Genomic DNA, 24,866 nt, shown 5'->3' with positions numbered 1-24,866 from the left:
GTGAAACGTAAAACGTGAAATGTTTCAAAGATGGAGCATTTAGCAGTCCGCCGTTTGCCTTTCACGTCTTACTTTTTACGGCTTTTGGAAACGACGCTGGCGGACTTTTTCAGCATCCTGCTAGAGGAGTTGGAGCGCGTTCTTGATCAATCGCAATTGATTCTGGGCGCTCTGCGGTTGTGCGGTCGGTGAATCTTCCCACCGGGTGAATAGCCCGTCCTTGCCTTCATACAGCACGTTTAAGCGTAGTCTGCTGCTGGACTCCGATGCCGGCGTCACCATGGCTTCTACGCGGCTTCGGCCTGTGCCGAAGCGCCAACGGAGCAACCAGTCCCAGGGGCCGCTGATTTCTTGACGGTAGCCGGTCGTCAGGTTCTGGTCATCCGTCCGGTCGACGGAGTAGCCTCCCTCGGTCAGGATCTGTATGACGGCAGTTGTCACCCGGTCGGCCGAAGCTTGGAGCGTCACGTCGACCAGGTCCGGCTCATGGGGGATGGGAGGGCCTGCACAGGCGGAGACCCAGATGATCAGGAGGGCGAGGCTGAGGAGGTGAAGCCTGCGGATCATGCGGCGGTATTGTCCTTCAAGCGATAGACGAGATGGGTATCGGTCTTCGACACACCATCGATTTCGTGAATCCGGCTCAGTACCAACTGGGTCAGCGCATCCTGGTTCTGGACTTCCACTATGACAATGATATCCGGTTTCCCCCAACAGGGGTCGATGGTCTTGATCTGCGTGATTTCGGAGAGAGCCTTGACCACATCGCTCGTCCGTCCCGGCAGGACATCGATTAGTATGTAGGCCCGATCCGACATGACCACCCCGCCGTCCACGGGAGCCTGAATGGTACAGGGTACCGTGGGACTGGCAGATTCTGGGGCACGGTAGCGGATGCCTGGCGTTTCTGTCAATGCGGAAGCGTTCTTCGATGGTTTGGAGAGAGCTGCGGCGGCAGGCTTTGTCTTCTTCATGCAGGGCCTCATTTACAGACGATGAGTCGGCGATGGTCGAGGAATCGTCCACCGTAGCGAGTAGGGAAAGTGTAGCTCTGCCCTTTCGGCGTGGCAAGGAAACATGGGAAAGCGGACGAGGGGTATGAGGATTAATGTCAGAAAGCTGTGCCTGCAGACACGAACCTATGTGATTGGTGCCCCCGACCCGAATTGAACGGGTGACCTGCGGTTTAGGAAACCGATGCTCTATCCAACTGAGCTACGGGGGCATTTCAATGTGGCAATACCTTACACGACTGAACCGATGGCCTCAAGCGCCTTTCGTGCAAGACGTGACAGGAGCAGCGCCTGATACGTCCGCTGTCGATTAATGGCGCGGAGCGCCTGGCTGTCTGGAATGGGAGCGGGCAGTCAGTTGACTGGTGAGACGAAGGCAGATTTCCCAGAGCCAGGCCTGGTAGCGACGGAATGGTGTCGAGGTGTGCGTTTGCGATATCCAGCGGCCTTGCAGCTTCTCTGAGGGCAGTAGGTTGCGACGTAGGTGCCGCCGTTTTCCTTTGAGCGAGTCCTCCCAGCACAACATCAGCAGGGCCATGAAGGGTCCCACGAGCAATTCTTGCGGCACATGCAGGACTCCGCCTCTCCATCTGAAGAGCGCCTGGCCGAGGAGCCGGCTCAGGTTTCGCGAGGGCCGGATGGCTGCCAGAAATTCTGAGGGGAGAGAGGCTTCCAACAGCTCACGGCTCAAGAGAAGGCTGAGAGAGACGGGGGTCTCGATCCTCGCTTGTTTCACTCGTTGTGTCAGTTCCTGCCAGGGCAAGTTCTGGCCATAGCGCTCCAGCAACAAAGTGATGTCGAGTAAGGATCGTATCGAGGCCAGCCCATCCTTTACGGCATGGAGGCAGGTGTAGAGGAAGAGGTCCGGGATGGCCATTGTCCAGATCGTCCGTCCTTCCCAGATGATCGGAGTAGCCGAGCGCCAGACCGCTTCGATGTCGAGTCCTGCCACATGACTTTCCCCCAGGGCCCTATGTAATTCGATCAGCACGTGTCCCGCTCGTTCATTGGTCGTGACATAGGAGACGTGGTATTCCGCTCCTTGCTCCTCATCCGCCAGTTTCGTGCAGCCTGCTTCTTCGAGGATCTGCTGGCTTGCCTCAAAATCTTGGACCTTCACCAGGAGATCGAGATCCGACGTCGGGCGCAGGGCGGAGTCTTTGTAGAGGAGATCGGCCAGGTAGAGGCCTTTCAAGGGCATGACGGGAATGCCTGCCTCGTTGAATCGGTCTAAGAGATAGAGCAGTTCGTGACTGAGGCGGAGATTCCAGGCCAGGCAGGAACGGGATCTCTCGGCCAATGTCGTTCTTGTTGTCTCGGGAATCGTGAGAGCGGGAGCCTGCTTCAGGTGATGATGGAGCAGAGGTGTGATCCCATGCCGGTCTGCCTGGTCGAGGAGTTCCGCCCAGTCCGTGGGGGAAACCAGGAGGTTGGCTAATCGTTGGCTCCGTTTCGTGCTCAGCTTCGGATGGGCCAGGCAGAGGAGTACTTCGTCTTTATGGCTCAAGGGGAAGCAGAGCCTGTCTTGCTGGTCAGATTTCATGGAGCAGATCGGCCAGGATTGCATCACGGACCGCTGGCAGGGCCGAGACGGTCTGAGGGATCGATAATTGTTTGACGGGAACTTGGTCCACGAGCCGTTCGATAAAGCAGAACTGCCTGGCCAGCATCGTTTTGTCTCTGATGTCCAGTCGGAAGAGGCAGGAGAGGAGTTCCATGAAGGCGTGGCGCGGCTGGAATGGCCGGAGACTGATCGCTGCTGCCTTGTTGCGAGCTTCAGGGGCTTCGGGTGGCGAGAGGATGTAGAGCCGAGTGAGTGGGAGTGGCTCAGTTGGAAAGGCCTGGCTTTGGTTTGGGAGAAGCAAACGATGCTTTGCTGTGTAATGGGCCACTGAGCTGAGGTGGCCTGGATCGAGAGAGAGACTTTGGGCGACATCGTCCCAGAGCCGGAGCCCTGGATAGCCTGGCACTGCGACGATCCTGCCCTCCTGTTCCTTGAGCACGAGACAATCGTCGCTGATCACCGGATAGCCAGCGAGCAGGAAGCTGGCGGCCAGCGTGGACTTGCCGACGCCGGCCGGTCCGGCGAAGGCGCAGATGCCTTGAGGCGTCAGCACGGCTGTGGCATGGAGTGCATCCTGTCCTCGTAGATTGAGCACCAATGGGAGCACTTGGTTTAAGAGGATGTGATGCAGCGTCTCCGGCGGCGTCTCGTGGCTGGCCAGCGCGACGACATCCGTTCCCTGCCGGTCCACCAGGAAATCTGCTAGGTCATGCAAGCGGAGAAGATAGCCTGGCTTGCCTCCGAGCAGGGCCTGCTCTTCGATGTCTGCGCAAGATAACCAAGGCTCCTCGCCCGGCAATGCCATGGTGAGGAACCAGGAGGAGGGGCAGAGGGACTGAGTCGACTCAGGAAGAAAACGGACGCGGATGTCCCAGCCATCGGCAGGGTTTAGACCTTCAGTGGGAGCCAGCTCCAAGAGCGGTACGTCGCTGCCCAGGGTGATGCCGCTGACTTGGTAGCAGAGGAGTTGGGATGGCCGATCCAGCGAGAGGGTCATAGGGTATTGCGGGTCGTGACTTCGGTAACGAATTTCGCTGCTTCATCGAGGCTGCGGAACAGTGTTGAATGGCGCCGGTAGGTTTCGCGCTCGATTTCCGCGAGAGTGCTCTTGCCATTACAGAGTTCCAGGACTGTTCGTCTGGCGTCGCCCCTGGGGGTGAGGATCGGGACGAAATCAGGCTTGGCTTTCTGTAACGATTCCTTCGATAGGAGCATGCCGTGGAAGGTCGAATGGGAGAAGCTGGCCTTGATGACGTCTCCGGTGGCTCCCAGTACAGCCACGTTCCAGGTGATCACCATGTCAGTCGGCAGGATGTTCATGGTGATGAGGATGCGGTCACCGAGGACGACAGGGACCGGCTGGTCGATGGGGAAAAACATGTTCTGGCGATCGATCCTGTTTTCGCTCAGGGGCGAGTTGGTCAGCGTGATCGATGGAGACAAAGTTGCTGAAAACCATCCACCAATTCCATGAAGAGTCCCAGGTCGGGAGACCGTCGCAGTCGCCGTCAGACCCAGGAAGGACGGGGGCGCATTGGAGGCGGCGAGGGAAGCCAGGATCGCCGGGTCACCTAGGAGTTGGTCAGGGGTGAAGGTGGCCGGGTAGCTGCTATTGACCGCGAGGGCTCTGACCGGACGAAAGTCGAATTCTGCTGGGGCCGTATTCCAGAACTCGACCTGGTCTCGCAGCTGTTGCGCGTCGATCGGTGCGACGACTAGGTCGATTCGCGAAGGAATCGTGATTCCGCCTGGCTTGAGAAATCGAGTTCGCGCATCACGGAAATATTCAAAGAGACCTGCTTCGAAACCGAAACAGCCGATCTGGTCGGCGACGACGACATCCGCCAGTTCCGGGGGCGAGGCTTGGGCGGACAGCTCGTTGATGAACTGGGTTCGATCGCTGCATCCATTGGCTGCGCAGATGTCTCTGGTGAGCTGGATCAGGCCGGTGCTCTCGATCGAGTAGACGCGTGCAGCGCCGGCTCGGCAGGCGAGCAGGCCTAGAATGCCGGTTCCTGCACCAAGGTCCACGACGACGTCGCCAGGCTTGATGACTTCCTGAATGGCAGCACGAAAGGCGGCTAGGCGAGCCAGATCGGAGAGGTACTGGCGGTGTTCATCCAGGATGAGCGACAAGAAGCGGCCTCATAGGGTGACTGGTGAATTGGATCATTTATCCTGCTTCTGTGTGAACATGAGCATGCCAGACCTTCCGTCCGCTTTTGATCCCTCCTTCTCTTCCGTGAGCTTGGCCACGTTTCCGTATTCTGTCAGGGTGGGGGAGCGATAGGGTTTTTTCTTGTCGGTCGGGACTGGTTCTTGAGCCATGGCACGTTCCTCCTTTGTGTATTTTACGATAAGAGATTACGCCAATTGGGCTGCAGGCTTCCAGTGAAGAGCTGTCTCTTCCGATGAACGGTCGCGGTCTGCCATATGTCTAAGCCACAGTTCGATTCCGATGACCATCCAGAGAGACCAGAGGCCGGATGGGGCTGAGTCAGGATTATTGGTTGCCCCGGCTTCTATGTTGGAATAGGCCTGCCGAATCTTGTCTGCATCGACCCAGCCCATGGCCGTGATCTGTAACGAGTCGAAGAAATGGCTGCCTCCAAGGGTGCGCAAAGCCTGGAGGAAGACGGTGGAGAATTCCGCCTTAGTCGTTCGTTGTCGCACGGTTTCTGGGAGGATGCCTCGCATCGCCTGGCGGAGGAGATATTTGGTTTGCTGGCCTCGCCAACGTTGGTCTTCCGGCAACGATACGGCAAATTCGGCGAGCCGACGGTCCGCAAAGGGATGCCGTTCTTCCAGTGCGAACCAGGAGGCCGCACGGTCTTCGATTTCGAACATATGGGGCCACCAGCCGCTCTTGAGGGTCAGGGCAATGTCTGCTTGCGCCAGGCTCGCGCAGGAACTCCGGTCCGGCTCCAGTTGGATCCGGTCGCGCAAATGAATCCTTCTGGCAAAATCTGGGTTGAGCCAGGAGAGAAGTCCATGACGTCCCAGTCCCTGCCTGATGATTTGGCGCATGGCTTGAGGAAACAGTGGCCAGAGGCCATAGCGCAGGGCCATGTCGAAGGTGTCGAGAAAGCCTGTTGCGCCAAAGTCATTCCGGAGCCGGCGATGTAAAGTTTGAAGCTTTCCTTGGCGAAGGAGGTCTCCTGCTCCGAGATAGCTGCCGGTCAGCCATTCGTCTCCGCCTGTTCCGGTCAGGAGCACCCGAACCCCGCGATCCCTGGCGAGGGCTCTCAAGGGGTTCCCCATAGTTCCATTCGGATAACCGGGAAAGTCGCGGTCTCGCTTGGCGCATTCAACAAATGATGCCTCCGGTTCTGCTTCCAGGCAGATCGTGTTCGAGGGGATATCCCACTGTTGGACTATGTCCTGGATATAGGGGCTTTCATCGCAGGCCAGTCCTGGAAAGAGCAGAGAGAATGTTTCCAGGCCCTGAGTGGCCAGTCCGTTTTTCTTGAGAGAGGCTGCGAGGCAGACGACCGAGGAGGAGTCGAGCCCTCCGCTCAGGTAACAGCCGACAGACTTGTGGCTCCGCAGACGGCAGCGGACCGATTCCGTTAAGAGGGCCAGAAAATGATCGCGATAGGCTTCGTCGTTTCCATAATGGAGCTCTTTGGAGGAATCGAAGTCCCAGTATCTGGTCACCCGGAACCGGCCAGGACTCACGGTGAGGCAATGACCGGGCGGAAGGCGCAAGAGATGGCGGTAGAGGGTTTCTTCCTGGCTGGTGATCTGGCAGGCCAGGTATTCTCCGATCATGCCTTCGTTCAGCTCAGGTTGGACCTCGGCATGGTCGAGCAGGGGGCGGAGCTCAGAGGCGAAGAGGAAGGTCCGGTCATTGGCGAAATAATAGAAGGGTCTGATTCCCATCTGATCTCTAGCACAGAAGAGTTCGTGTTTGGTGGCGTCCCAGATGGCGAAGGCAAAGTCGCCCAGGAGATGGATCGGGCAATCGTTTCCCCAACATTGGTAGGCACGCAGCACCAGTTCGGCATCGGTGTCGCTACGCATGGTTGCGCCATGAGACTCAAGAGCTGTTCGTAGTTCGTCCCGGTTGTCGATCCGGCCATCCAGCGTGAGGCAGAGGGCGCCCTCACAGAGAGGCTGCCGTTCGAAGAGCGATTCAGGGGTGGTCTGAAGCATGGCATGGCCCAAGCTGACCGGCCCGTCAAGCCAACAGGTCAGCCCGTCCGGTCCACGGTGCGCGAGGCGGTTCGTCATGCGTCTGATCACGAGAGGCTCTGCCGGTTTGCCATTCAGATTGTAGCTGCCGACGATGCCGCTCATAGAGTCCTCAGAACCGGAGTACAGGCACGAAGGTTCGGTTCAGCTCGTGACCTGCATCGATGGCGAGTCCTTGCTGTTCGATCCAGGCATGACTCTGAAGCAAGTCTCCATTCTTTGCGACGCCGATCAGCAACTCGGCCGGTTCTTGCCTGGCGCGGAGCAACCAGAAACGCAGCAGCGATCGGCTGAGGCAGCAACCGGGCCCCTGGACGACCCTGGCAGCTAATCCGGTCAGGCGGACGAGTTCGTCCAGATCGTGCAGTCGATTGCCAATTTGCAGGAAGGCGATCCAAGGGTGGCGGGCTGATCGGTCGAGGAATCGGATAATGTCAGGGAGCGGGGCGAGCTTGACTGCCATGGCGATCGCGAGGGCCGACAAGACGAGCGGTGGAAGCCAGAGCCAGTCTCTGAGCGAAAGGTCAGTGAGCCGCTGGAGTTTCTGTCTGATCAATTACGACGAGTCCTTTGTCGGTCAGTTGCTGGAGGAGCCGTGTGAGATCGCTTCGGAGTCGCGGTTCGTCAACCTCATACTCGGGCAACAGGGCCGTGACGATGTTCTCCAACGTTCCCTGTGAGCCGATCAGGTGCCAGCATTTCGTGCCGACCTCATCGAGCCCGAAGTAGGTGCCGGTGGCCAGGTTCAATAAGACTCCCTCGCCTGACAGATCTCGAAAGACGACATCGCTAGGGATGCGGATATTCATGGGCCGGTGCCTTTGTCTGACTGCCGAGGGGGCTGGATATCTGTCTCTAAGGACAGAAGAGTCGTGACACGTCGCTGTGGTCAAGGTATCGATTGGTCGAATAGTTGTCAAGAAGGAGGGGGCTCGGCTCGGAAAATTCTTGACTTCCCCTGGGCTTCATTTCTAAATGCTATACAGTCAGGAGGGGTGTGATGCGATCTCGACGGCGCACAAGTGAACTCAAACGGAATGTGAAATTTTTGAGCGGCATTGTCGTGGTGTCCGCAGCCGTGGGGATGGGCATTGCGGTTTCAACTCAGGGGCTTGAGACCATGATGCACCGCGTATCCTTGGGGTTTAAGGCCATGGATAACCCCACGCAATTGTCGGCCGATGAAAAAGCGGAAGTGAGGAAGTTGGTCAAGGATAAGGCTTCCGCCATGAAGCAATATGAAAGCCTGGCGCCGGACCAGAAAGAACAGGCCAAACAGCAGTTCAATAGTTTGAGTGAAGCCGAAAAGAAGAAGTATCGAGAAATGCTTGGCAAGTAAGATTCCCTTCAAGGGCCAATGAAGGCCTTTCGCGTCCTTGCTCCCTCATCATGCTTGTGTGTTCCTGCCGAGTGGCTCGTTCGGTGCCTTCAACAACGGTCGCTGATAGGGGTTTCCGTTCTGGGTGGAGCGTGAACGTTGGTGAAGTCGGTTCCGTGCTTGCTGCAGGTTGTCAGTCCTGGATCGAGGGGCGTGGGTGGGTGGGTGGGTGGGTAAACCCATCTGCACAATGGAAATATTTCGACAGAATTGTTTGACAAATCAAAACGTTGCAAGCATAGTCTGAAAAATAAAGTAGTGACCGTTTTACGCTGGGGCAATCTGTGCATTATGAAGCGTATTGGGGGTTGAAAACCGCCCCTTTTGAAAATGTGCCGGACTCGACATTTTATTTCCCCTCACGGAAACATGAGGAGGGGTTGCAGCGACTGCTTTATGGTGTGGAGGCACGGAAAGGTGCGGTGTTGCTGACCGGGGAAGTTGGATGTGGAAAGACCACATTAAGCCGTTTGTTTGTCCAGCGTCTTGCACATGATCGGTACGATGTCGCCCTCATTGCCAATCCCTCCATGGATTCTCAGGATTTCCTGGGAGAGGTCCTCTATCAATTGGGTGTCACGGCGACTGACAATAAATTAGACCGGCTCCACCAACTCAACGAGCATCTACTGGACAACCTGCGGCGTGAAAAAGAAACGGTTCTGATTATTGACGAGGCCCAAACGGTCAAGGACGACGTAGTCTTTGAAGAATTGCGCCTGTTGTTGAACTTTCAGATGAACGACCGGTTTCTTCTGACCTTGATTCTGATCGGACAACCGGAGCTGAATGGCAGAATCAACGCGATTGAGCCGTTTGCCCAGAGAGTGGCGATCCGATTCCATTTGACGGCCTTCGATTTAGAGGAAACCATCCGCTATGTCGAGTATCGTCTTAAGCTGGCCGGGGGGGGAGCAGCGTCCGATTTTTTCAAGCGAGGCGGTCGAGTTGCTGTTCCAGAGCTCCAAGGGAGTCCCACGGGTAATTAATACGCTGGCTGACTTGTCCCTTCTGAGCGGCTTTCTGGAAAGAAAAGCCCAGGTCGATGCCGCAGTCGTGACACGTGTCACTGCGGACTTTACGCGAGGAGGGGCAGGGTAGTGAGACTCTCTGATCTGATTAGAGGGGGAAACGTCCCTCCGAAAGAACCGGAGGGGAAGTCTCCGGCTTCAGAGGCGCCCCCGGAGCCTATTCACCTGCGTACCCTAAATGAACGGGTGCAACCTGAGGCGCCGAAGTCGGAAATTCCGTCTCAGCCGTCGGTCCCAACAAGCACAGGAGCCCTGGAGGCGCCTCGTTCCCTGTTGATCGCGGAAGTGCTGGAAGAGTCAGTTCCACCGGTGCAAGCTCCAGCGCCGGTCGCCATACAGCCGGCTGTCGACTGGTACATCAAGGCGGAGGCGGCACTGCTGGTGGTTACCAAGTCCATCCGCATGCAGCAGCCGTTTTCTCTCGGTGATCTTCCTGCGATTGCCAGTGGCATGGCCACGTCTCTTGTTCAAGATGACACGCTCATGGTGCGAGCCATTTCCCATCAGAGCGGTCCGTCGCTTGTCGGCAATCTGGTTCATACTGCCATCTTTGCCCTCAAGATCGGTATGGGCATGGGCTATCGATCGGATGAGCTCTCGCGGCTGGCGTTGGCATCGCTGGTGCACGATTTAGGCATGTTCCTTTTGCCTGAGCAGATGCTGGATGAGGCAGGCCGATGGTCGAAGGATCGAATCGACTTGCTCCATAATCATCCGGTGCAGGGTGCGGAGTTGTTGCGACGGGCGGCGCCGGATGCGCTATGGATCTCCGAGATCGTGATGCAGGAACATGAACGGCTGGACGGCACCGGTTATCCAAAGGGATTGAAGGGACCCCAGATTCATGAGATGGCATTGGTTATCGGGATGGCGGACGTGCTCGACGCGATGTTGCGGACTAGATTGAATCGGAAAGCCATGTTGCCGCACGAAGCGGTCCGCCTCCTCCTTTCTCGTGAGCGGGCGGGCTTTCCGACAAGGGCTTTTAAGAGCCTCCTCAATCAATTTTCACTGTTTCCGTCCGGTACCTGGGTCAAACTGTCATCGGGCGATATCGGATCAGTTGTGCAGTCGAATCCACGATTCCCGCTCCGTCCCATCGTGAAGGTCGTGATTGATCAGGTTGGACTGCGCCTGCGTGAGCCCAGGGAAATCGATCTCTGCAAGACTCCGCTCATCAGCGTCCTCGAGATTGTGGACAAACTCTAGAGGGCCATGGGAATGCGTGACTTGCCTCAACGAACGGAATCGACTGGCAGGTTCTTGATGGCGGAGAAAGAGCCAGCTGGAATGTCTGCCCTCGCAGGGCTCGGACGAGTAGCCATTTCGTTGTTGCTGGGCCTCTCTGCTGGTTGTGCGAATCCGTCTCAGCCAGAGAAGGGGATCGCAGAAAGTCTTGGCGCTGACGGGACTTTGCCCCCTATAGTAGCCAAGCAGGACCCGGATACGATTATCGAGCCAGGCGATACGCTTGAAATCATTGTGCGACGTGGCGCGGGCGAGGAGAAGTATGCGGCGACGGTGCTAACAAGCGGGGTGATCACCGTCTCCTTCCAGGACATTAACGTCCGTGGACTGACAGAGGTTGAAGCGGAAGCCCGTGTCTCCAAGGAATTGTCCGCCGTAATTAAAAATCCTCGTGTCCAAGTCAGGCTGGCTCAAAAGCGCATACAGAAACCGAAAAATTTTTACATTTTCGGCGAGGTCAAGGCGGCGGGAAAACAGGTGATGGAACGAGATGCGACCCTTCTGCATGCGTTGGGGCAGGCAGGAGGCTATACGGATGTGGCGGCTCTTGACAGGGTGATTATCATTTCGAGACCCAAGTCTTCTGCGGAAAACCCCGTGATTCGGGTGGCCAATGTGCAGCGATTTTTGAAGGAAGGGGATCTGAGGGAGGACCTTCCGCTGAATGATAACGATGTGATTTTTGTCCCCAGGGATAAGATCGGCGATTGGAACCATTACTACACCAAGGCCGTTATGCCGGTTTTAAACTCTTTGCTCCAGGCCACCAGTGCGGTGTTTATCGGCAAGACCCTCCAGGTGCTGTTTGCCACACCGAGTCCAAGCTCACAGACCGCGGTGGGGGTCGGTTGTTGGATCGCCCGAGTGCTCTATGGCGCCCATGCCTGGCAGGTGCCGGTCTTGCGTTGGTACATATGGGGGCCCTTTTCTGAGCATTGGTATGGTCGGCTGTTCGCCGACCTCTATCTGCAATATGGGGAGAGAGTGGCGCATCTCCTGCGTCAACATCCAGGACTGCAGACCCTCGTGAAGCCTCTGTTCGATCGCTTTCTCGAAGCGGCAATCTCAACTGCTCGTGAAGGGCCAGGGGCAGGGGCGGATGGCTCAGTTTTCGCACCTCTGGTCTCTTACCTCTCGTCTCGTACCTGATCTCTATGGCTCAATCCGATCTCAATCTCATCGATTTTTGGCTGATCGTTCGGAAACGGAAAGCGATAGTGCTGTTTACTATGGCGCTGGTCTCCGTGTTCACAGCGATCATGCCCTACCTGGTTGGGCCTGACCCCACATTTAAGACCTCAGCGCGCGTCCGCTATGAGCGATCGACGACCGCCACGGGCCTGCTTCAAGAAACGGTTTCTGTGTCCGAAGGCAACGATATCGCCACGCAAGCCGAGGTGATCCGCAGTTTTCCGGTGATGAAACGGGTTGCCAAACAGTTGGGGCTCATTGCGCAGAATCTCGATGAGCAAACGATTGAGAAAGCCATCGAGGAGAAAAGCGTCCAGCAGTCTCCTGAATTCCTGACCGTCATTTATGGCCTCCAAAGCAAGATTGAGGCGACGCAGGAAGGCACTACCAACATCATTAAGGTCACGGCGACCGCCGATGATCCGAAGAAGGCCGAGCGGTATGCAACCTTGACCGCCGAAGCCTATCGAGAAGAAAATATCTACAACCGGAATCGGCAAGTGATCGAGGCCAGGCGGTTTGTGGAGGGGCAACTTCAGGCATTGGAAGTCAGCCTGCGCGAGGCCGAGCAGGCACTGACGTCCTTCAAGGAGCAAGAGGGGCAGGTCTTCGTCACAGAAGAGGCCAGGGAGGCGCTCATCCAGTACCAGCAGTTGGAGGCGCAGCAGGAAAAATTGCTCCGGGTCAAAAAAGAGGTGCTCAACCAGCTGGAGTCGCTCAAAAAGGTCGGAGCGATCGGTACGACGTCCAATCGGGTTTATTCCGATGAGGTCGAGGCGCTGATCAGTACGTTGAATAGGCGGATGGTGGATCTCACGCAGGAGCGGAATAATTTACTGATTAACTATACGCCCGAACATGCCCTAGTCAAGGAATTGGACCGCAAGGTCAAGAACGTCAAGGAGGAAATGATCCGGGAACTTGAGGGCAAGCTCGGCACGTTTTCGGAGCGAGAACAGGCGATCCAGGAATCCATTGTTCGCTATAAGGATCGCTACCTGAGTCTCCCGCAGGCGGCGATCCGGTTATCGAGGCTGGAACGGGATGTCCTGGTGAACAGTAATTTGTACGCCGCGCTGAAGTCCAAACATCAGGAGTTCATGATCAAGGGGGCTGAGCGGATCGAAGAGGTTTCGATCATCGAGCCGGCGGTTGAGCCGACCCGGCCGATCAATGCGCCCAACCTTCCCGTGAATGCGTTCGTGGGGTTGTTGATGGGCGCCTTGGTGGGCCTCGTAGCGGCCTTTCTGAAAGAATCGTTGGATACATCCATCGGGACGATCGAGGAGGTCGAGGCCTATCTCAAGGTGCCGGTACTGGGCGTGATCCCCCGCGTCGATCGAAAGGAGATCGAGCGGGACATTCAGCAGGGGTTCAAGGAGAAATTGGCGTCCGAGACGATGGATCTGTACTGCCATCTCGTCAGTTTATTCGATCCACAATCTCCCTTGGCGGAAGGGTATCGGTCGTTGCGCACGGTGATCGAGTTTACCGGCGTAGCGCAAGGGCGGAAGGTTCTGGCCTTTGTCAGCGCCGGGGCACAGGAAGGAAAGTCCACCAGCGCGGTTAATCTAGCCATTTCGCTGGCGCAGGACGGGAAGCGCGTATTGCTGGTGGACGCGGACCTTCGGAAGCCGATCCTTCATGAACGGCTGGGATTGGAGCAGGTTCCCGGCCTCAGCGAAGTGTTGCTGGGTGCCGTGCCCTATACCGAAGCGATTCGGACCGTGACGGATTTGATACTGGGGAAATTGGGGGTGGACACGGTGATCAATGCGCCGGGTCTCGACAATCTGAACATCTTGACGTCGGGACGGCGACCAGAGAACCCTGCCGAATTTATGAATTCGCCGAGGCTCAAGGAATTGATCGCGACGGTGAAAGCGGAGTACGACGTCACGATCTTCGATTGTCCGCCGATTCTGCCGGTGACCGATGGTGTCACGCTCGGCTCAAAGGTAGACGGCGTCGTGATTGTCTATCAAGTCGGCAAGGTCGGGCGCAATGCGCTCAAGCGGGCCAAGTCGCTGCTGGAAAATGCCAACGCGACGGTGCTCGGGATCGTCTTGAGCAACGTCAGTGCGGAGCTGACTCCCGATTACGAGGCATATGGGGCCCGGTACAAATAAGCTGTCGGGGTTGGCGGGTAATCCGAAGTCGCTCCGAGTGGTTCCTTGCCAGATCTGACGAGGTCTTGCTGACTATGAGTAAGCTGCAGATCGGACCGGTCCAGTTGCTCCTGCTCGTCCTGCTGGCGGTCGCCTTTTCGCTGGGCGTGAATGCCGGCCAGTCCAAGATCCTTCTGGGAGGTGTTGCGGCCTGTGCCCTGTTGCTCGCAGCGTTTCTTTCCACCACCATAAGCCTCTATCTACTCGTCTTTTCCATGCTCCTCGGTCCGGAGATCATGTTTGGAGGCGGGGCCTCTGACACGACAGTCGGACGTGGCACGACGTTCCGCTTTGACGATCTTTTGCTGGTCGTCATTGGATTCGTCTGGCTGGTTAAAGCGGCGATCCAAAAAGGCGTGGCACCGGTCAAACATACCCCGCTGAATGGGCGGATGATGTTTTATGTTGCGGCCTGCGTGTTAGCGACGATGATCGGCGTAGTGGCGGGGCGAGTGAAGCCGCTCAACGGATTTTTCTTTAATTTGAAGTACTTCGAATATTTCTTCCTCTATTTTATGGTGGTGAATGCGACTCGTACGAGAAGTCAGGCGCAAGGGCTGGTTGTCGCGAGCCTGGTGACCTGTTTTCTGGTGTCGCTCTATGCGATCGCGCAGCTTGCCGGTGGGGAGCGGGCGTCGGCTCCGTTCGAGGGTGAGGTGGGGGAGCCGAATACGCTCGGTGGCTACCTCGTGTTTATGCTGGCCATCGTATTAGGGCTTATCCTGACGCCAGGGGCGGTGCAACGGAAGTGGCCATTCATTATGCTTCTAGGCATCGGAACTCTTGCGCTCATGGCAACCCTGTCACGCGCGTCATTTTTAGCGGCCGGGGTGGTGCTGTTAGCCGTTCTAGGGTACGCCAGTTACCGAAAGCCGTTACTCTTTGCGTTGTTTCTCGCCGTGATCGTGTCCACTCCGGTCTGGGCTCCCGATGTCGTCAAACAACGCATCATGTTCACCTTTACCCAGGCATCTGAGAAGGGACAGGTCAAAGTAGGCCGTTTGAAGATCGACACCTCCACGTCGGATCGTTTGCGGTCGTGGCAGAGATCGTTCGAATGGTGGAAACAGTCGCCAGTTTTTGGCGGTGGCATCACCGGCGCGCCATTTATGGATGCCATGTACCCACGGATTCTTGTTGAAACCGGTATGGTGGGCTTGCTGGCCTTTGGCGCTCTCATCTGGGGTCTCTATCGAGCGGTGAGGCGGGTTTATCTGCAGGCTCACGATCCGGCTGTTCGGGGGCTTGCCTTTGGATTTTTGCTCGGCTTGCTTGGCTTAATGGTGCATGCGGTCGGGTCCAATACCTTCGTCATTGTGCGGATCATGGAGCCGTTTTGGATGTTTGCCGCGCTGCTCATCGTGGCGCCTTTCTTAGCTGAGGAAGGGCAGGCCTCGGAGAGCGACGAACAGGCTCATTCCTCCTCCGCGATGCAGCGTTTTTCATCGGGGCGACCAGGATTGGTTTGATTTCTGAATCCTCTAACATTCAGTGCGCTGGTGTGCGGCCGTCGTTGTTTCCTTGTGTAGGCCACTCAGGGCAGTAACGACAATATGCAAAAGGATATGGTCTTGTGACGGTTGTAGAGTTTGCCAGAGGGCTGATCCACCGCTATCCGTTCAGGATGTGGCTGATTGTGTCTGCTGGAATTGCCTCTAATTTGCTGGAAGGGGTTGGGCTGGCGTTGCTGGCACCCATGTTTTCATTGGCAGGCATGGAAACAACCGGGACGCCGGGGCCGCCCTCCAAGATACTGGGGTGGTTCCAACAGGCAACGCAGGCGGTCGGGTTTTCCCCGACGCTTGGGGGTGTGCTGATAGTCCTGTTGGCCATATTTTTCCTGCAGAGCCTCGTGGTCATTCTCAATGAACGACTGGTCAATAGTACACGTTTTCAGTATGCCGGTTTCCTCAGAAGCACCTTGTATGAAGCTATTCTTACTGCGCGCTGGGAGTTTATCGCGAAGCAGAAGACCGGAATTCTGACGAATGCACTCACTCTGGATCCTATAAGAGCTGCTGCCGCATTTTTGAATCTAATGGCCTTGGTGCGCGAGTGCGTGGCGGTTCTCATTTACGTCTCGCTGGCCCTCATTTTTTCGTGGCAAATGGCCGTGGTTGCGGTTGGGATTGCCGGGGCAGGCCTGTATCTCTTCCGCGCGCGTGTGGCTAAGGGGCAGGAATACGGGGCGGAAACGACCCTGGCGTATGCACGCGTGCAGGAAGAGGCGGTTGAAAAACTGGCTAGCGCGAAATTGGTGAAAGGTTTCGGGGGCGTTAGTGATGCTGCCGATCGGTTCGCCAAGGCTGTGCAGGCGTTGGCGAATGTGCAAATTCGAGATTCCAGAAATCGCACGATGGTGGGTGCCTTGTATCAGCCCCTGACGGCGACGCTACTCCTGGCTGGCTTGTACGCCGCTCTGACTGTTTTCAAGATGCCGATGTCCGACATCATGGTGTTGCTCATCATCGTATTTCGTCTGACACCGAGGGTGTCTGACCTCCAGATGACTATGCACGAGATATTGTCGCTGCTTCCCAGTGTGGCGCATGTGGCCGATCTAACCAGTCTTGCACAAGAGCATCGTGAACGGAATGGGGGGGTGCCTTTTCACGGAATTCAGCAGGGATTTCGTGTCGATGACGCGTGGTTTGCCTATGAGAATAAGGCTCCGGTTCTTCGTGGTGTGACGTTAGAGGTGCGGAAGGGAGAAACGATTGCGATCGTGGGGCCTTCCGGGAGCGGGAAGACGACGATGATTGACTTGCTCATGGGATTTATCCGTCCCACGCAGGGGGACGTGTTGGTGGACGGAGTGCCCTTGCATCAGCTGAATGTGAATGACTGGCATCGGCAGTGCGGTTACGTGCCGCAGGAAGTCAGTTTGTTCAATGAGACGATACGGGAAAATTTATTGTGGGGGAAGCCGACCGCAACAGCTGAAGAGGTTGAAGCGGCCGTCAGACTGTCCCATGCAGACGAGTTTATTCAACGGCTGCCGCAGGGCTACGAAACCGTTGTGGGAAGTCGGGGGGTATTGCTCTCGGGGGGGCAGCGCCAGCGCCTTGCTCTCGCGCGGGCATTGATCCGGAAGCCAGCGCTCCTGATCCTGGACGAGGCTACCAGTTCGTTGGATACCGAATCTGAGTTCATGATCCAGAAGACGCTTGAGACGCTGGCCCGAAGTATGAGTGTTGTCATCGTGGCCCATCGCCTTGCGACCATTCAGCGGGCTGATCGGATTTATGTGATGGAGCAGGGGCGTATTGTGGAGTCGGGCTCGTGGACTGAGCTCACGCGCGCCCAGGGACGATTCAACGAATTGCGTCAGCTGCAGGCGTTGACATGAGAAGCGCTGAGGCTGGCATTGCCGAACAAGGGCACACGTACCGATGAAATGCTTGGTGGTCAATATCATGCCCCATGGCCCGGCATATCATTTCGAGCCGGATGTGCGTCCCGATATAGCTTGGGAGAAACCTGACGGAACCTGGGTGGGCTTTTGGCCGCGTGAGTGGCCGGATCTGCTTGGGGAGGCAGTGCTGAAATGCAGCGATGCCTATGAATGGGAAGTGTGGCAGCCTGACCTCCGCGCGGATGAGGTCTATTCCAGGACATTAGAAACGGGTGTCACGCATCGGCTCTTTCCCGCCAAGAAGCAGGACTATCGACTGGGAATCAGGTCTCAGGCCGGCATCTATTCCGAAGCGATGCTGGCCCGCCTTGCCGAGGCGAGTGCTCTTCCCATGATCCTTCACCTGCACGGTTTCCGCATTCCTTTTTATGGCGAGATGATTGTGCGCTGTGGAGGTAAGAAGCGGTGTCCAATTTTTATCATCGGCCATGGGATGTCGATTGTGCCGATGAGTGAAATGCGAGGCTTGCACAGGCCTCTGACCTATGCCTGCCTCCTTCTGGAACAGCAAAAGCTCGTGCGACAGCTTCGGAATGTTGACGTCATATCCGCTCAGTCTGAATTTGCCAGGCGCGAGACCCAAAAGGTTTTCCGCGGGCGGACAGAACTGTTGACGATGGGGTGCGATTTCGATTTCTGGGTTCCTGTGCCGTCGATCGAGCGAAAGCAGGCGGCGAGGCAGACTCTGGGGGTTCGTTCGTCGAGCATGGTATTTTTGGCCACCGGCAACTTCGTTTCATTGAAGCAATTCGACCGGTTGTTGGAGGTGTTCAGTCGTTTGCCGAAGCCACACGATTTTGTACTACTGATCGCGGGACACGGAGATCGGGCGAGTACCGAGCGGCTGGAGGCCTTGAGCCGCTCGATGGCTGCCGAGGGGAAAGCGATTCTCCATCCGTACGTGGCAGGAGCAGCGCTCAGAGATTTGTACTGGGCTTCAGATGTCTATCTGTCGGTTTCCACGGGGGAAGGCGCGTCGGTGTCCGTGATGAAGGCCATGGCCTGCGGATTGGCTGTTCTCTCCACGCCTGTTGGTGAAACGTCAGAACGGATGCGCCGATATGGGGTCGGCAAACTGGTTCCCGTTGACCGGTACGACGAATGGAAAATAGCGATCGAGGGGATTCTCGACAAGGGACTGCCGCCAGCGCTGGATCGGGCCGTTGCGCAGGAAGCCTACGATTGGCCACAAGTAGCCAGGCGGTTCATTTCCGTCTATGAGGATCTGTGCAAGGAGTACTTTGGTTCTCAGGTCGGCTCCCATGTCTGACCCACGGGTGTGCATCATTATCCTGCACCTTGATAGTCAGGCGGCTTTGTTGGCCTGTCTCCGATCTTGCCGAGCGATTCAGTACAAGAATTATGAGATTGTCATCGTCGAAAATGGGTCCAGCGTGGCGCTCGATCTTGAGGTGCTTAGAGATTGTGCCGGTCGGACACCGATCGTGATTCGCAGCCCGGTCAATCTTGGATTTTCAGGCGGCAACAATCTTGGCGTCCGGGCGGCCCTAGATCGAGAAGCGGATTATGTCTTGTTGCTAAATGACGATACCGAGGTGGCACCTGAGTTCTTGAACGTCTTGGTGCAGGTAGGGGAGCAAGACGAATCAATTGGTGCACTAGGACCTACCATTTATTATTTTGATGATTCGAAAAGAATATGGTTTGCTGGAGGGCGTTTTGACGCTCGACTTTGCCAGGTGCATGCGCCGCGGTCCGGCGAGTTGGATGAAGAGGGGCAGCCAGAGTTGATTGAATCGGATTGGCTCACAGGATGCTGTTTATTGATTAAGCGGCAGGCTTTCGAGAAAGCTGGTTTGCTGGACGAGAGATTCTTTCTTTATTGGGAAGATACAGACTGGGGGCTGCGCCTCCATAGGTCTGGCTTGCGAACAGTAGTCGTGCCGTCCGCACATATATGGCACAAGGTCTCCTCATCGACCGGCGGGACTGAGTCGGCGCTGAAGGCCTACCATAAAATACGAAGCCATTTGCTTTTTGCGCAACTCCACGCGCCGCATGCCATGTTTGCGTTGCAGTGGAGGGTCCTGCGCGATATCGTCTGGCTGGTGGTGAAGTCCAGGCAGCCGGATCGAGCAAAAAAGGCTCGGGCGTATGCCGCCGCGATCATGGATTACCATGCCGGACGAACAGATCGAGGGCCCCAGTGGCTGTGGCCGCAAGGATGACCGTGTTTAAAGACCTTTATGAGCAGTACTGGGCAGACCCGCAGCATGGAAGGGGTGCGAGCTGCAGTGCCGGACCGAACGAGATTCTCGAGTCGGTTGAGGCTGTGCTGGGCACTGGGGGTGGGTTGCTGGATGTTGGATGCGGGGCAGGCTCGGTAGCCGACCTAGCTCGTGCCAGCTTTCAACGGGTCTGTGGCTGTGATCTGTCTGTCCATGCCTTGCGCCACGCAAGGCAGCGGGGGATGGCGGTCGCGTGCGTAGATCTTAATGCCGGGGTGCTTCCCTACCGGGACAGCTCCTTCGATTGTGTGACGTGCCTGGAGGTCATCGAGCATGTGGTCGATCCTCTTCGCTTGTTGAAAGAACTGCGCAGAGTGTTGCGACCTCACGGGCAACTGGTGATCACAACCCCCAATGTTCGCTACTTCAGAAACATTTTGAAGCTTGTTCTGGAGGGACGATTCCCCCATACGACGACCGACACCTTCGTTTGGGGCGGAGGCCATCTCCATTACTTCACTCGAACCGATCTGGCTCAGTTGCTTGGCGAGGCGGGATTTGCCCATTGGCAGTTCGTCGTCAATGAGAAACAGTTTGTCCGTTCCTGGAAGCGGAGACTGTTGGTAAAGGTCTTGGGCTCCCACCGGTTCGGCGAATGGTTCTGCGGCGGAATCACGGCTTCAGCGATCAAGGGATGAAACAGCACATGCAACACCTGCCGGCACTTCGAGAAATTCGTGAGGCGCACGGAAGTAACCAGGTCAGAAGGGAGTACGAACGCTATCTGTTTTTCAATGGCTATTTGTTTCGCCCAATCGGCTTTCTGCTCACGTGGGTGGCGATCCGTATGGGCGCAACCTCTGAGGGAGTATCGTGGCTATCCGGAGCGGTGGGCTTGGCCGGTTGCTCATTGCTCGTGAGTGGATCACAAGAAGCCGTACCTGTCGGGATCGGGGTGCTTTTCCTTTTCAACCTGCTTGATTGTGTAGATGGCGATATCGCCCGATCCATGAAAACGCGGAATCCCTATGGCCGGTTCTTGGACTCTGTCTGTGGTGGAGTCATTGATCTGGCCTTTTGGGGCATCGTCGGCATCATGGCCTTTCAGCACCCGCAGCTGCTCTGTCGGCCGCAGCCCTTTGGCTATGGGCCGATCTTCTGGTTGGCAGTAGGTGGGGCCACCTGCTTTCTATCGATATGGATGGGCTATCTGGAGATGTGCTTTGACGAGCTGTTGCGTCCCGCCTGGGACAGGATCCGGGAAACGGAAACGGCGATGAGTACTTCTGTGAGTGCCGTGGATAGTCAGCCATCGGATGCGCCTCTCAATAGACGGTCCGCAGCCGTATGGACCCGGGCCGTCATGACCAACCTGCGAGTTCGAGAAACGCATTATGCCCTTCTGCTGGTCGCATACATGACCGCCACGGTTGACCTCCTTCTCTCAGCTTATTTGACGTATTACGCAACGTACAATGTGTCGTTGCTTGTGGTGTATGCCAAGCGGGGCTGCGAAGTGAAGGCCCTGCACTCCACGGGACCTTCTCCCGGGACTGCACTGGGGAGGAGCGAGCCCTGATGTCTGTGTATGGATTGTTCTATGCGGTCTGGCGCGTAACACGAAACGTAGGGCTTATTGTGAGAAATGAGCCGGCCGGGCGTCGCCTTGTGATGCTCCTAACCTATGCCAGGCTGCAGCTCACGTTCCTGATCGGAGTCAAGCTCTTCAAGCGGTCGCTGCACAGGGAACAACTCTTTGGGTTTACCGTGCAGTTTTTCAACTATGAACTGTTTCTGTTTTTGTTCGAGGAAATATTCATTTGGAAACAATATGATTTTACGGCCGCAACTGATCGCCCGATCATCTTTGACTGCGGAAGCAACATCGGTATGTCCATATTGTATTTTAAACGGGCCTATCCAGACTGCGTGATTATTGGGTTTGAGGCCGACCAGAAGACCTTTGAGCTGCTAAAGGAAAATGTGTCCCATAATGGGCTGCAGCATGTCACCTTATTCAATCGTGCGGTCTCGGATACCACCGGGACCGTTGACTTTTATTCTGATCCGGACTTGCCGGGATCGCTGGCGATGACCACTGAGCCCGGCAGGGGACTGAAAGCAATGGCACGGGTCGAGACGACTCCGTTATCGGAGCATTTGAGCGGCGAGATTGATTTCCTCAAGATGGATATTGAGGGAGCCGAGGAGTGCGCCATCGCAGAGCTTTCACGCCACAATAAATTGAAGTTAGTGAAAGAGATGGTGTTCGAATATCATCATCATGAGCGACCGGACCAAGACAGGCTAGCCGGGGTGCTGACTACGCTGGAGCAGAACGGCTTCGGATACGAGATCAGCGCGCTGACACTCCCACCATTCGAGCGAGGGCGGTTTCACGGGATGCTCATTTATGCCTACCGTAAGTAAGCTGGTCCTGCATGAGCAGGATGGGCGGGCTCTTATGCGATTGGAGCAGATTCGATGAGGATCTGTTTGCTGTCGGTGGTTACCTATTGGCACGGGGTCGCCGGGGGCATGGAAATTCACGGGAGAGTCCTGGCCAAGGAATTGGCTGCTCGTGGACATGACGTGACGGTGCTGACGTCTCGGCATCCGTCTGGGATGAGCAGCGACCTGCAAGACGGCGTCGCGATTCATTATCTGAAAGACACGACGTTTGCTTCACAGAAAGGAAATTGGGCAGTCGAGTGCGGCAGGATTTTCAAGGCCTTGCACGAGAGCAAGGCGTTCGATGTGCTGTGCTGCCAACATGCCATCGCCCCGCGCGCGCTCATGAAGTTTGCCCGGCATCATGGCGTACCGGTCGTGATCATCATCGAGGGGCTTGCCGGCTGGGTGTTCTTGTCTGAAATCCGGCAAGTGCTCAGCCTCAACAAAGGGTATGGACTGCTGGGAAGGCGATTGCTGTCGTTCCTCTACTATTACGTCGGGTGGGAGTTGCTTGGAGCTTGGGCGTGCGATGCGCTCATTGCCGTCAGCGACGAGGTCGCCCGATCCCTTCCTCGATGGTGCGGCGTGCCTAGCGACAAGGTGTATACGGTGTACAACGGGGTGGATATCACAGTCTTTGCGCCGGACCGGAATGCACGCGAGGCCGTCAGGAAGCAATACGGCGTCTCGTCAGATGAGCGGTTGATCATTTTCCTGAGCCACGTCACCAAGCAAAAGGGATTGCATCTGTTACTGAACTGTTTGCCCGCGGTCCTGGCGCAGCATGGTCAGATGAAAGTCCTGGTGGCTGGAACAGGGGATTATCTGGCTGAGGCGAAACGCCTTGTTGAAGTCATGGGACTGCACAGCCATGTTATGTTTGCCGGACATGTCCCGCACGAACGGACTGCGGACTACTTGAACGCGGCAGACCTCTACGTGCTTCCGACGCTGAGACAGGAAGGCTTGCCCTTCTCGCTGGTGGAATCCATGGCCTGTCAAAAGGCGGTTATTGCGTCTCGCATAGGAGGAATTCCTTCGGTCGTCAAGCATGGCGTCAATGGGCTTCTGGTTACCCCTGGCGACTCCAATGATTTGTGTCGAGCTATCATAAGGCTACTGACAGACAAAGAGTTGGCTGCGCGCCTGTCTGTGGAAGCGCGCGAAACAGTGGGGCGAGAGTTTACCGTGAAGCGAATGGTCGAAGGGACTGTGGCTGTGATGGAGCGGGTTCGAGTCCGCCGCACACATATCGGAGGGGGCGCATGATGACGTTGATGACCAAAGCGGTTGCAGGATGGCGATACTTCCGCGATGTGATTGTGAAGCGAGACGAGAAGTCGCGGTATGTGCTGGCTGAGGCGCTGGCCCGACAGGTGTATCCCCGATATAAGTTCAGCGAATTTGGCCGGCTCATTGAGTACGACGAGAACTTCATCCGTTTCTATGAGAAATTTTGTGGCACAGACAACTACCATTCCCTTGACCGGAAATACACGCTTGATCAATTAATGAAACTGGTCACGGATATTGAGGGCGACACGGTTGAATGCGGCGTCTGGAGGGGTGCCTCTTCCTATTTAATGTGCCGCCGGATTGTTGGATTGCGGAAGACGCACCACATATTCGATTCTTTCGAAGGCCTTTCGAAGCCTGGGAGAGCGGATGGCAGCCACTGGACCGAGGGGGGCATGGCTTGTGACGAGTCTGTCGTTCGGCGGAACTTGCACGAATTTGATTTCGTCACGTATCGCAAGGGCTGGATACCCGAACGGCTTCACGAAGTGTCCAACGAGCGGTTTTGCTTTATCCATTTGGATGTGGACCTTTTCCAGCCCACGTTCGATGCCGTAGCGTTTTTCTACGAGCGGACCAGCCCGGGAGGAATCATCGTATGCGACGATTATGGGTTCATTACGTGTCCTGGCGCAAAAGCCGCCATGGATGAGTTTTTCTCGGACAAGCCTGAAAAGATCGTCTGCCTGTCCACAGGGCAGGCGGTGGTGTTCAAAAAATAGGCTGTCATCTAATGCCGACTGCTCAACCATTCGTCTCCATCTTCATCCCGTCCTATAACGATCAAGCCGATCTCTCCGCCTGTCTGGCCTCGCTGCGACGGGTGCAATACTCGAAGGAGAAATTGGAGTTGGTGGTCTGGGACAATGGTTCAGAGGATGAGACCATCCCCATGGTTGAACAGCGCTTTCAAGCGATGGCCGGGGAGGGATGGGCATCGCTGCGACTTATTCAGAACGGGAAAAACGAGGGATGCTATGTCCCCTACAACCTGGTTATGCCGCTCTTGTCTCCTCAGGCACACTACATCCTCGGCCTTGACGCCGATATCGAGCTTGATCCGAATGCCCTCACTCGTCTTGTCGACGCCATGGGAGGGGAACGGGTCGTCGTCGTAGGGGCCAGGTCAGTCGTGTTTCGCGACCCTCTTCAGACCGCGCATGGAGCCGGTTTCGTCAGCCGCTGGACAGCCAAGTACAGTGAACGTGACGCGAGTGAACAGGTCGAATGCGATTATGTGATCGGATGTTGCTGGCTGTTTGACAAAAGGGTATTTGAAGATATGGGAGGGTTTTCTCCGGATTTCTTTATCAACCATTGGGAGGTCGACTATTGCCTGCGAGCGAAAGTTCGCGGCTGGCGTATCATGTATGAGCCACGGGCCGTCGCGAAACACAAGGTGCAGTATCCGACCGCCTGCAGCACCGAGCGCCTGTACTACATGTTCCGCAATAAGCTCCTAATGATTCAAGACAATCGCTATTTCCCCTGCCGGGCCTTGACCACGGCATTATGTTTCTTGCTGTCGGTAGGGCGAATTGTGAGCATCGCGATCCGAGAGAGAACCTTGCGCAACGTCGTCAAGGCTTGGGAAGGTCTCTGTGACGGTCTGCGAGGTGTGAGGGGGGCACTCCCGGAAGATGCGACGGCTGACAATCGTGAAGTCGGGCTGCCAGTCTAAGGGCTGGGTGACAATACACCACATGAGAGGACGATCTGACATGC

General features: G+C 56.4%; 24 protein-coding genes and 1 tRNA gene. 15 read left to right on the top strand and 10 right to left on the bottom strand.

Annotation, left to right across the window (positions count from 1 at the left end; all coding sequences use genetic code 11):
- Nucleotides 1-120: 120 nt before the first annotated feature.
- The 10 genes from NT179_04435 to NT179_04390 all read right to left on the bottom strand — a co-directional run bounded on the left by NT179_04435 (nt 121) and on the right by NT179_04390 (nt 7,580).
- Nucleotides 121-567, bottom strand: coding sequence for a hypothetical protein (locus NT179_04435; protein ID MCX5721263.1), 447 nt, complete (start codon nt 565-567; stop codon nt 121-123).
- Nucleotides 564-974, bottom strand: coding sequence for an Lrp/AsnC ligand binding domain-containing protein (locus NT179_04430; GenBank protein ID MCX5721262.1), 411 nt, complete (start codon nt 972-974; stop codon nt 564-566). The genes NT179_04435 and NT179_04430 overlap by 4 nt, the downstream gene beginning before the upstream one ends.
- A gap of 174 nt (nt 975-1,148) precedes the next feature.
- Nucleotides 1,149-1,225, bottom strand: a tRNA-Arg gene (locus NT179_04425).
- A gap of 98 nt (nt 1,226-1,323) precedes the next feature.
- On the bottom strand, nt 1,324-2,556 hold the full coding sequence (locus NT179_04420; GenBank protein ID MCX5721261.1) for a nucleotidyltransferase family protein: 1,233 nt from the start codon (nt 2,554-2,556) through the stop codon (nt 1,324-1,326).
- A complete protein-coding gene (locus NT179_04415; GenBank protein MCX5721260.1) occupies nt 2,546-3,574 on the bottom strand; it encodes a hypothetical protein in 1,029 nt (342 codons plus the stop codon). Before NT179_04415 ends, NT179_04420 begins: the two co-directional genes overlap by 11 nt.
- Complete coding sequence (locus tag NT179_04410; GenBank protein MCX5721259.1) at nt 3,571-4,713, bottom strand: 50S ribosomal protein L11 methyltransferase; 1,143 nt, start codon at nt 4,711-4,713, stop codon at nt 3,571-3,573. Before NT179_04410 ends, NT179_04415 begins: the two co-directional genes overlap by 4 nt.
- A gap of 33 nt (nt 4,714-4,746) precedes the next feature.
- Nucleotides 4,747-4,905, bottom strand: a complete 159-nt coding sequence (locus NT179_04405) for a lasso RiPP family leader peptide-containing protein (protein ID MCX5721258.1) — start codon at nt 4,903-4,905, stop codon at nt 4,747-4,749.
- Nucleotides 4,906-4,941: 36 nt separating this feature from the next.
- The gene (gene asnB, locus NT179_04400; protein MCX5721257.1) at nt 4,942-6,876 is read right to left on the bottom strand and encodes an asparagine synthase (glutamine-hydrolyzing); all 1,935 of its coding nucleotides are present in this window, start codon (nt 6,874-6,876) and stop codon (nt 4,942-4,944) included.
- Between the two features lie 7 nt (nt 6,877-6,883).
- Entirely contained in the window at nt 6,884-7,327 is a 444-nt protein-coding gene (locus tag NT179_04395) for a lasso peptide biosynthesis B2 protein (protein MCX5721256.1), read from the bottom strand.
- Nucleotides 7,296-7,580, bottom strand: a complete 285-nt coding sequence (locus NT179_04390; GenBank protein ID MCX5721255.1) for a PqqD family protein — start codon at nt 7,578-7,580, stop codon at nt 7,296-7,298. The genes NT179_04395 and NT179_04390 overlap by 32 nt, the downstream gene beginning before the upstream one ends.
- 191 nt (nt 7,581-7,771) lie before the next feature.
- Here NT179_04390 and NT179_04385 point away from each other — a divergent pair, with 191 nt between their 5' ends.
- From NT179_04385 to NT179_04315, 15 genes are all read left to right on the top strand, one after another.
- Nucleotides 7,772-8,110, top strand: coding sequence for a hypothetical protein (locus NT179_04385; GenBank protein ID MCX5721254.1), 339 nt, complete (start codon nt 7,772-7,774; stop codon nt 8,108-8,110).
- Nucleotides 8,111-8,433: 323 nt separating this feature from the next.
- Nucleotides 8,434-9,138, top strand: a complete 705-nt coding sequence (locus tag NT179_04380) for an AAA family ATPase (protein ID MCX5721253.1) — start codon at nt 8,434-8,436, stop codon at nt 9,136-9,138.
- 228 nt (nt 9,139-9,366) lie between these two features.
- Nucleotides 9,367-10,389 (top strand): HD domain-containing protein, encoded by a 1,023-nt coding sequence (locus NT179_04375; protein MCX5721252.1) that lies wholly within the window; start codon nt 9,367-9,369, stop codon nt 10,387-10,389.
- 81 nt (nt 10,390-10,470) lie between these two features.
- Nucleotides 10,471-11,577, top strand: coding sequence for a polysaccharide export protein (locus NT179_04370; protein ID MCX5721251.1), 1,107 nt, complete (start codon nt 10,471-10,473; stop codon nt 11,575-11,577).
- Nucleotides 11,578-11,582: 5 nt separating this feature from the next.
- Entirely contained in the window at nt 11,583-13,748 is a 2,166-nt protein-coding gene (locus tag NT179_04365) for an AAA family ATPase (protein ID MCX5721250.1), read from the top strand.
- Between the two features lie 74 nt (nt 13,749-13,822).
- Entirely contained in the window at nt 13,823-15,256 is a 1,434-nt protein-coding gene (locus NT179_04360) for an O-antigen ligase family protein (GenBank protein ID MCX5721249.1), read from the top strand.
- A 104-nt stretch (nt 15,257-15,360) separates the two neighbouring features.
- Nucleotides 15,361-17,136 (top strand): ABC transporter ATP-binding protein, encoded by a 1,776-nt coding sequence (locus NT179_04355; GenBank protein MCX5721248.1) that lies wholly within the window; start codon nt 15,361-15,363, stop codon nt 17,134-17,136.
- Between the two features lie 145 nt (nt 17,137-17,281).
- Nucleotides 17,282-18,472, top strand: coding sequence for a glycosyltransferase (locus tag NT179_04350; GenBank protein MCX5721247.1), 1,191 nt, complete (start codon nt 17,282-17,284; stop codon nt 18,470-18,472).
- Nucleotides 18,465-19,391, top strand: a complete 927-nt coding sequence (locus NT179_04345; protein ID MCX5721246.1) for a glycosyltransferase family 2 protein — start codon at nt 18,465-18,467, stop codon at nt 19,389-19,391. The genes NT179_04350 and NT179_04345 overlap by 8 nt, the downstream gene beginning before the upstream one ends.
- A 2-nt stretch (nt 19,392-19,393) precedes the next feature.
- Nucleotides 19,394-20,089, top strand: a complete 696-nt coding sequence (locus tag NT179_04340; GenBank protein MCX5721245.1) for a class I SAM-dependent methyltransferase — start codon at nt 19,394-19,396, stop codon at nt 20,087-20,089.
- An 8-nt stretch (nt 20,090-20,097) separates the two neighbouring features.
- Entirely contained in the window at nt 20,098-20,970 is an 873-nt protein-coding gene (locus NT179_04335; GenBank protein MCX5721244.1) for a CDP-alcohol phosphatidyltransferase family protein, read from the top strand.
- The gene (locus NT179_04330; protein MCX5721243.1) at nt 20,970-21,821 is read left to right on the top strand and encodes an FkbM family methyltransferase; all 852 of its coding nucleotides are present in this window, start codon (nt 20,970-20,972) and stop codon (nt 21,819-21,821) included. The genes NT179_04335 and NT179_04330 overlap by 1 nt, the downstream gene beginning before the upstream one ends.
- A gap of 54 nt (nt 21,822-21,875) precedes the next feature.
- Nucleotides 21,876-23,114, top strand: coding sequence for a glycosyltransferase family 4 protein (locus NT179_04325; GenBank protein MCX5721242.1), 1,239 nt, complete (start codon nt 21,876-21,878; stop codon nt 23,112-23,114).
- Nucleotides 23,111-23,863 carry a class I SAM-dependent methyltransferase gene (locus NT179_04320; GenBank protein ID MCX5721241.1) on the top strand — a complete coding sequence of 251 codons (753 nt, stop codon included), beginning with the start codon at nt 23,111-23,113 and terminating at the stop codon, nt 23,861-23,863. The genes NT179_04325 and NT179_04320 overlap by 4 nt, the downstream gene beginning before the upstream one ends.
- A gap of 11 nt (nt 23,864-23,874) precedes the next feature.
- Nucleotides 23,875-24,822, top strand: a complete 948-nt coding sequence (locus NT179_04315; protein MCX5721240.1) for a glycosyltransferase — start codon at nt 23,875-23,877, stop codon at nt 24,820-24,822.
- Nucleotides 24,823-24,866: the final 44 nt, after the last annotated feature.

The sequence above is a fragment of the Nitrospirota bacterium genome, from assembly GCA_026387665.1.
Classification (GTDB): Bacteria; Nitrospirota; Nitrospiria; order Nitrospirales; family Nitrospiraceae; genus Palsa-1315.
This window is presented reverse-complemented; position numbering and strand designations above follow the sequence as displayed.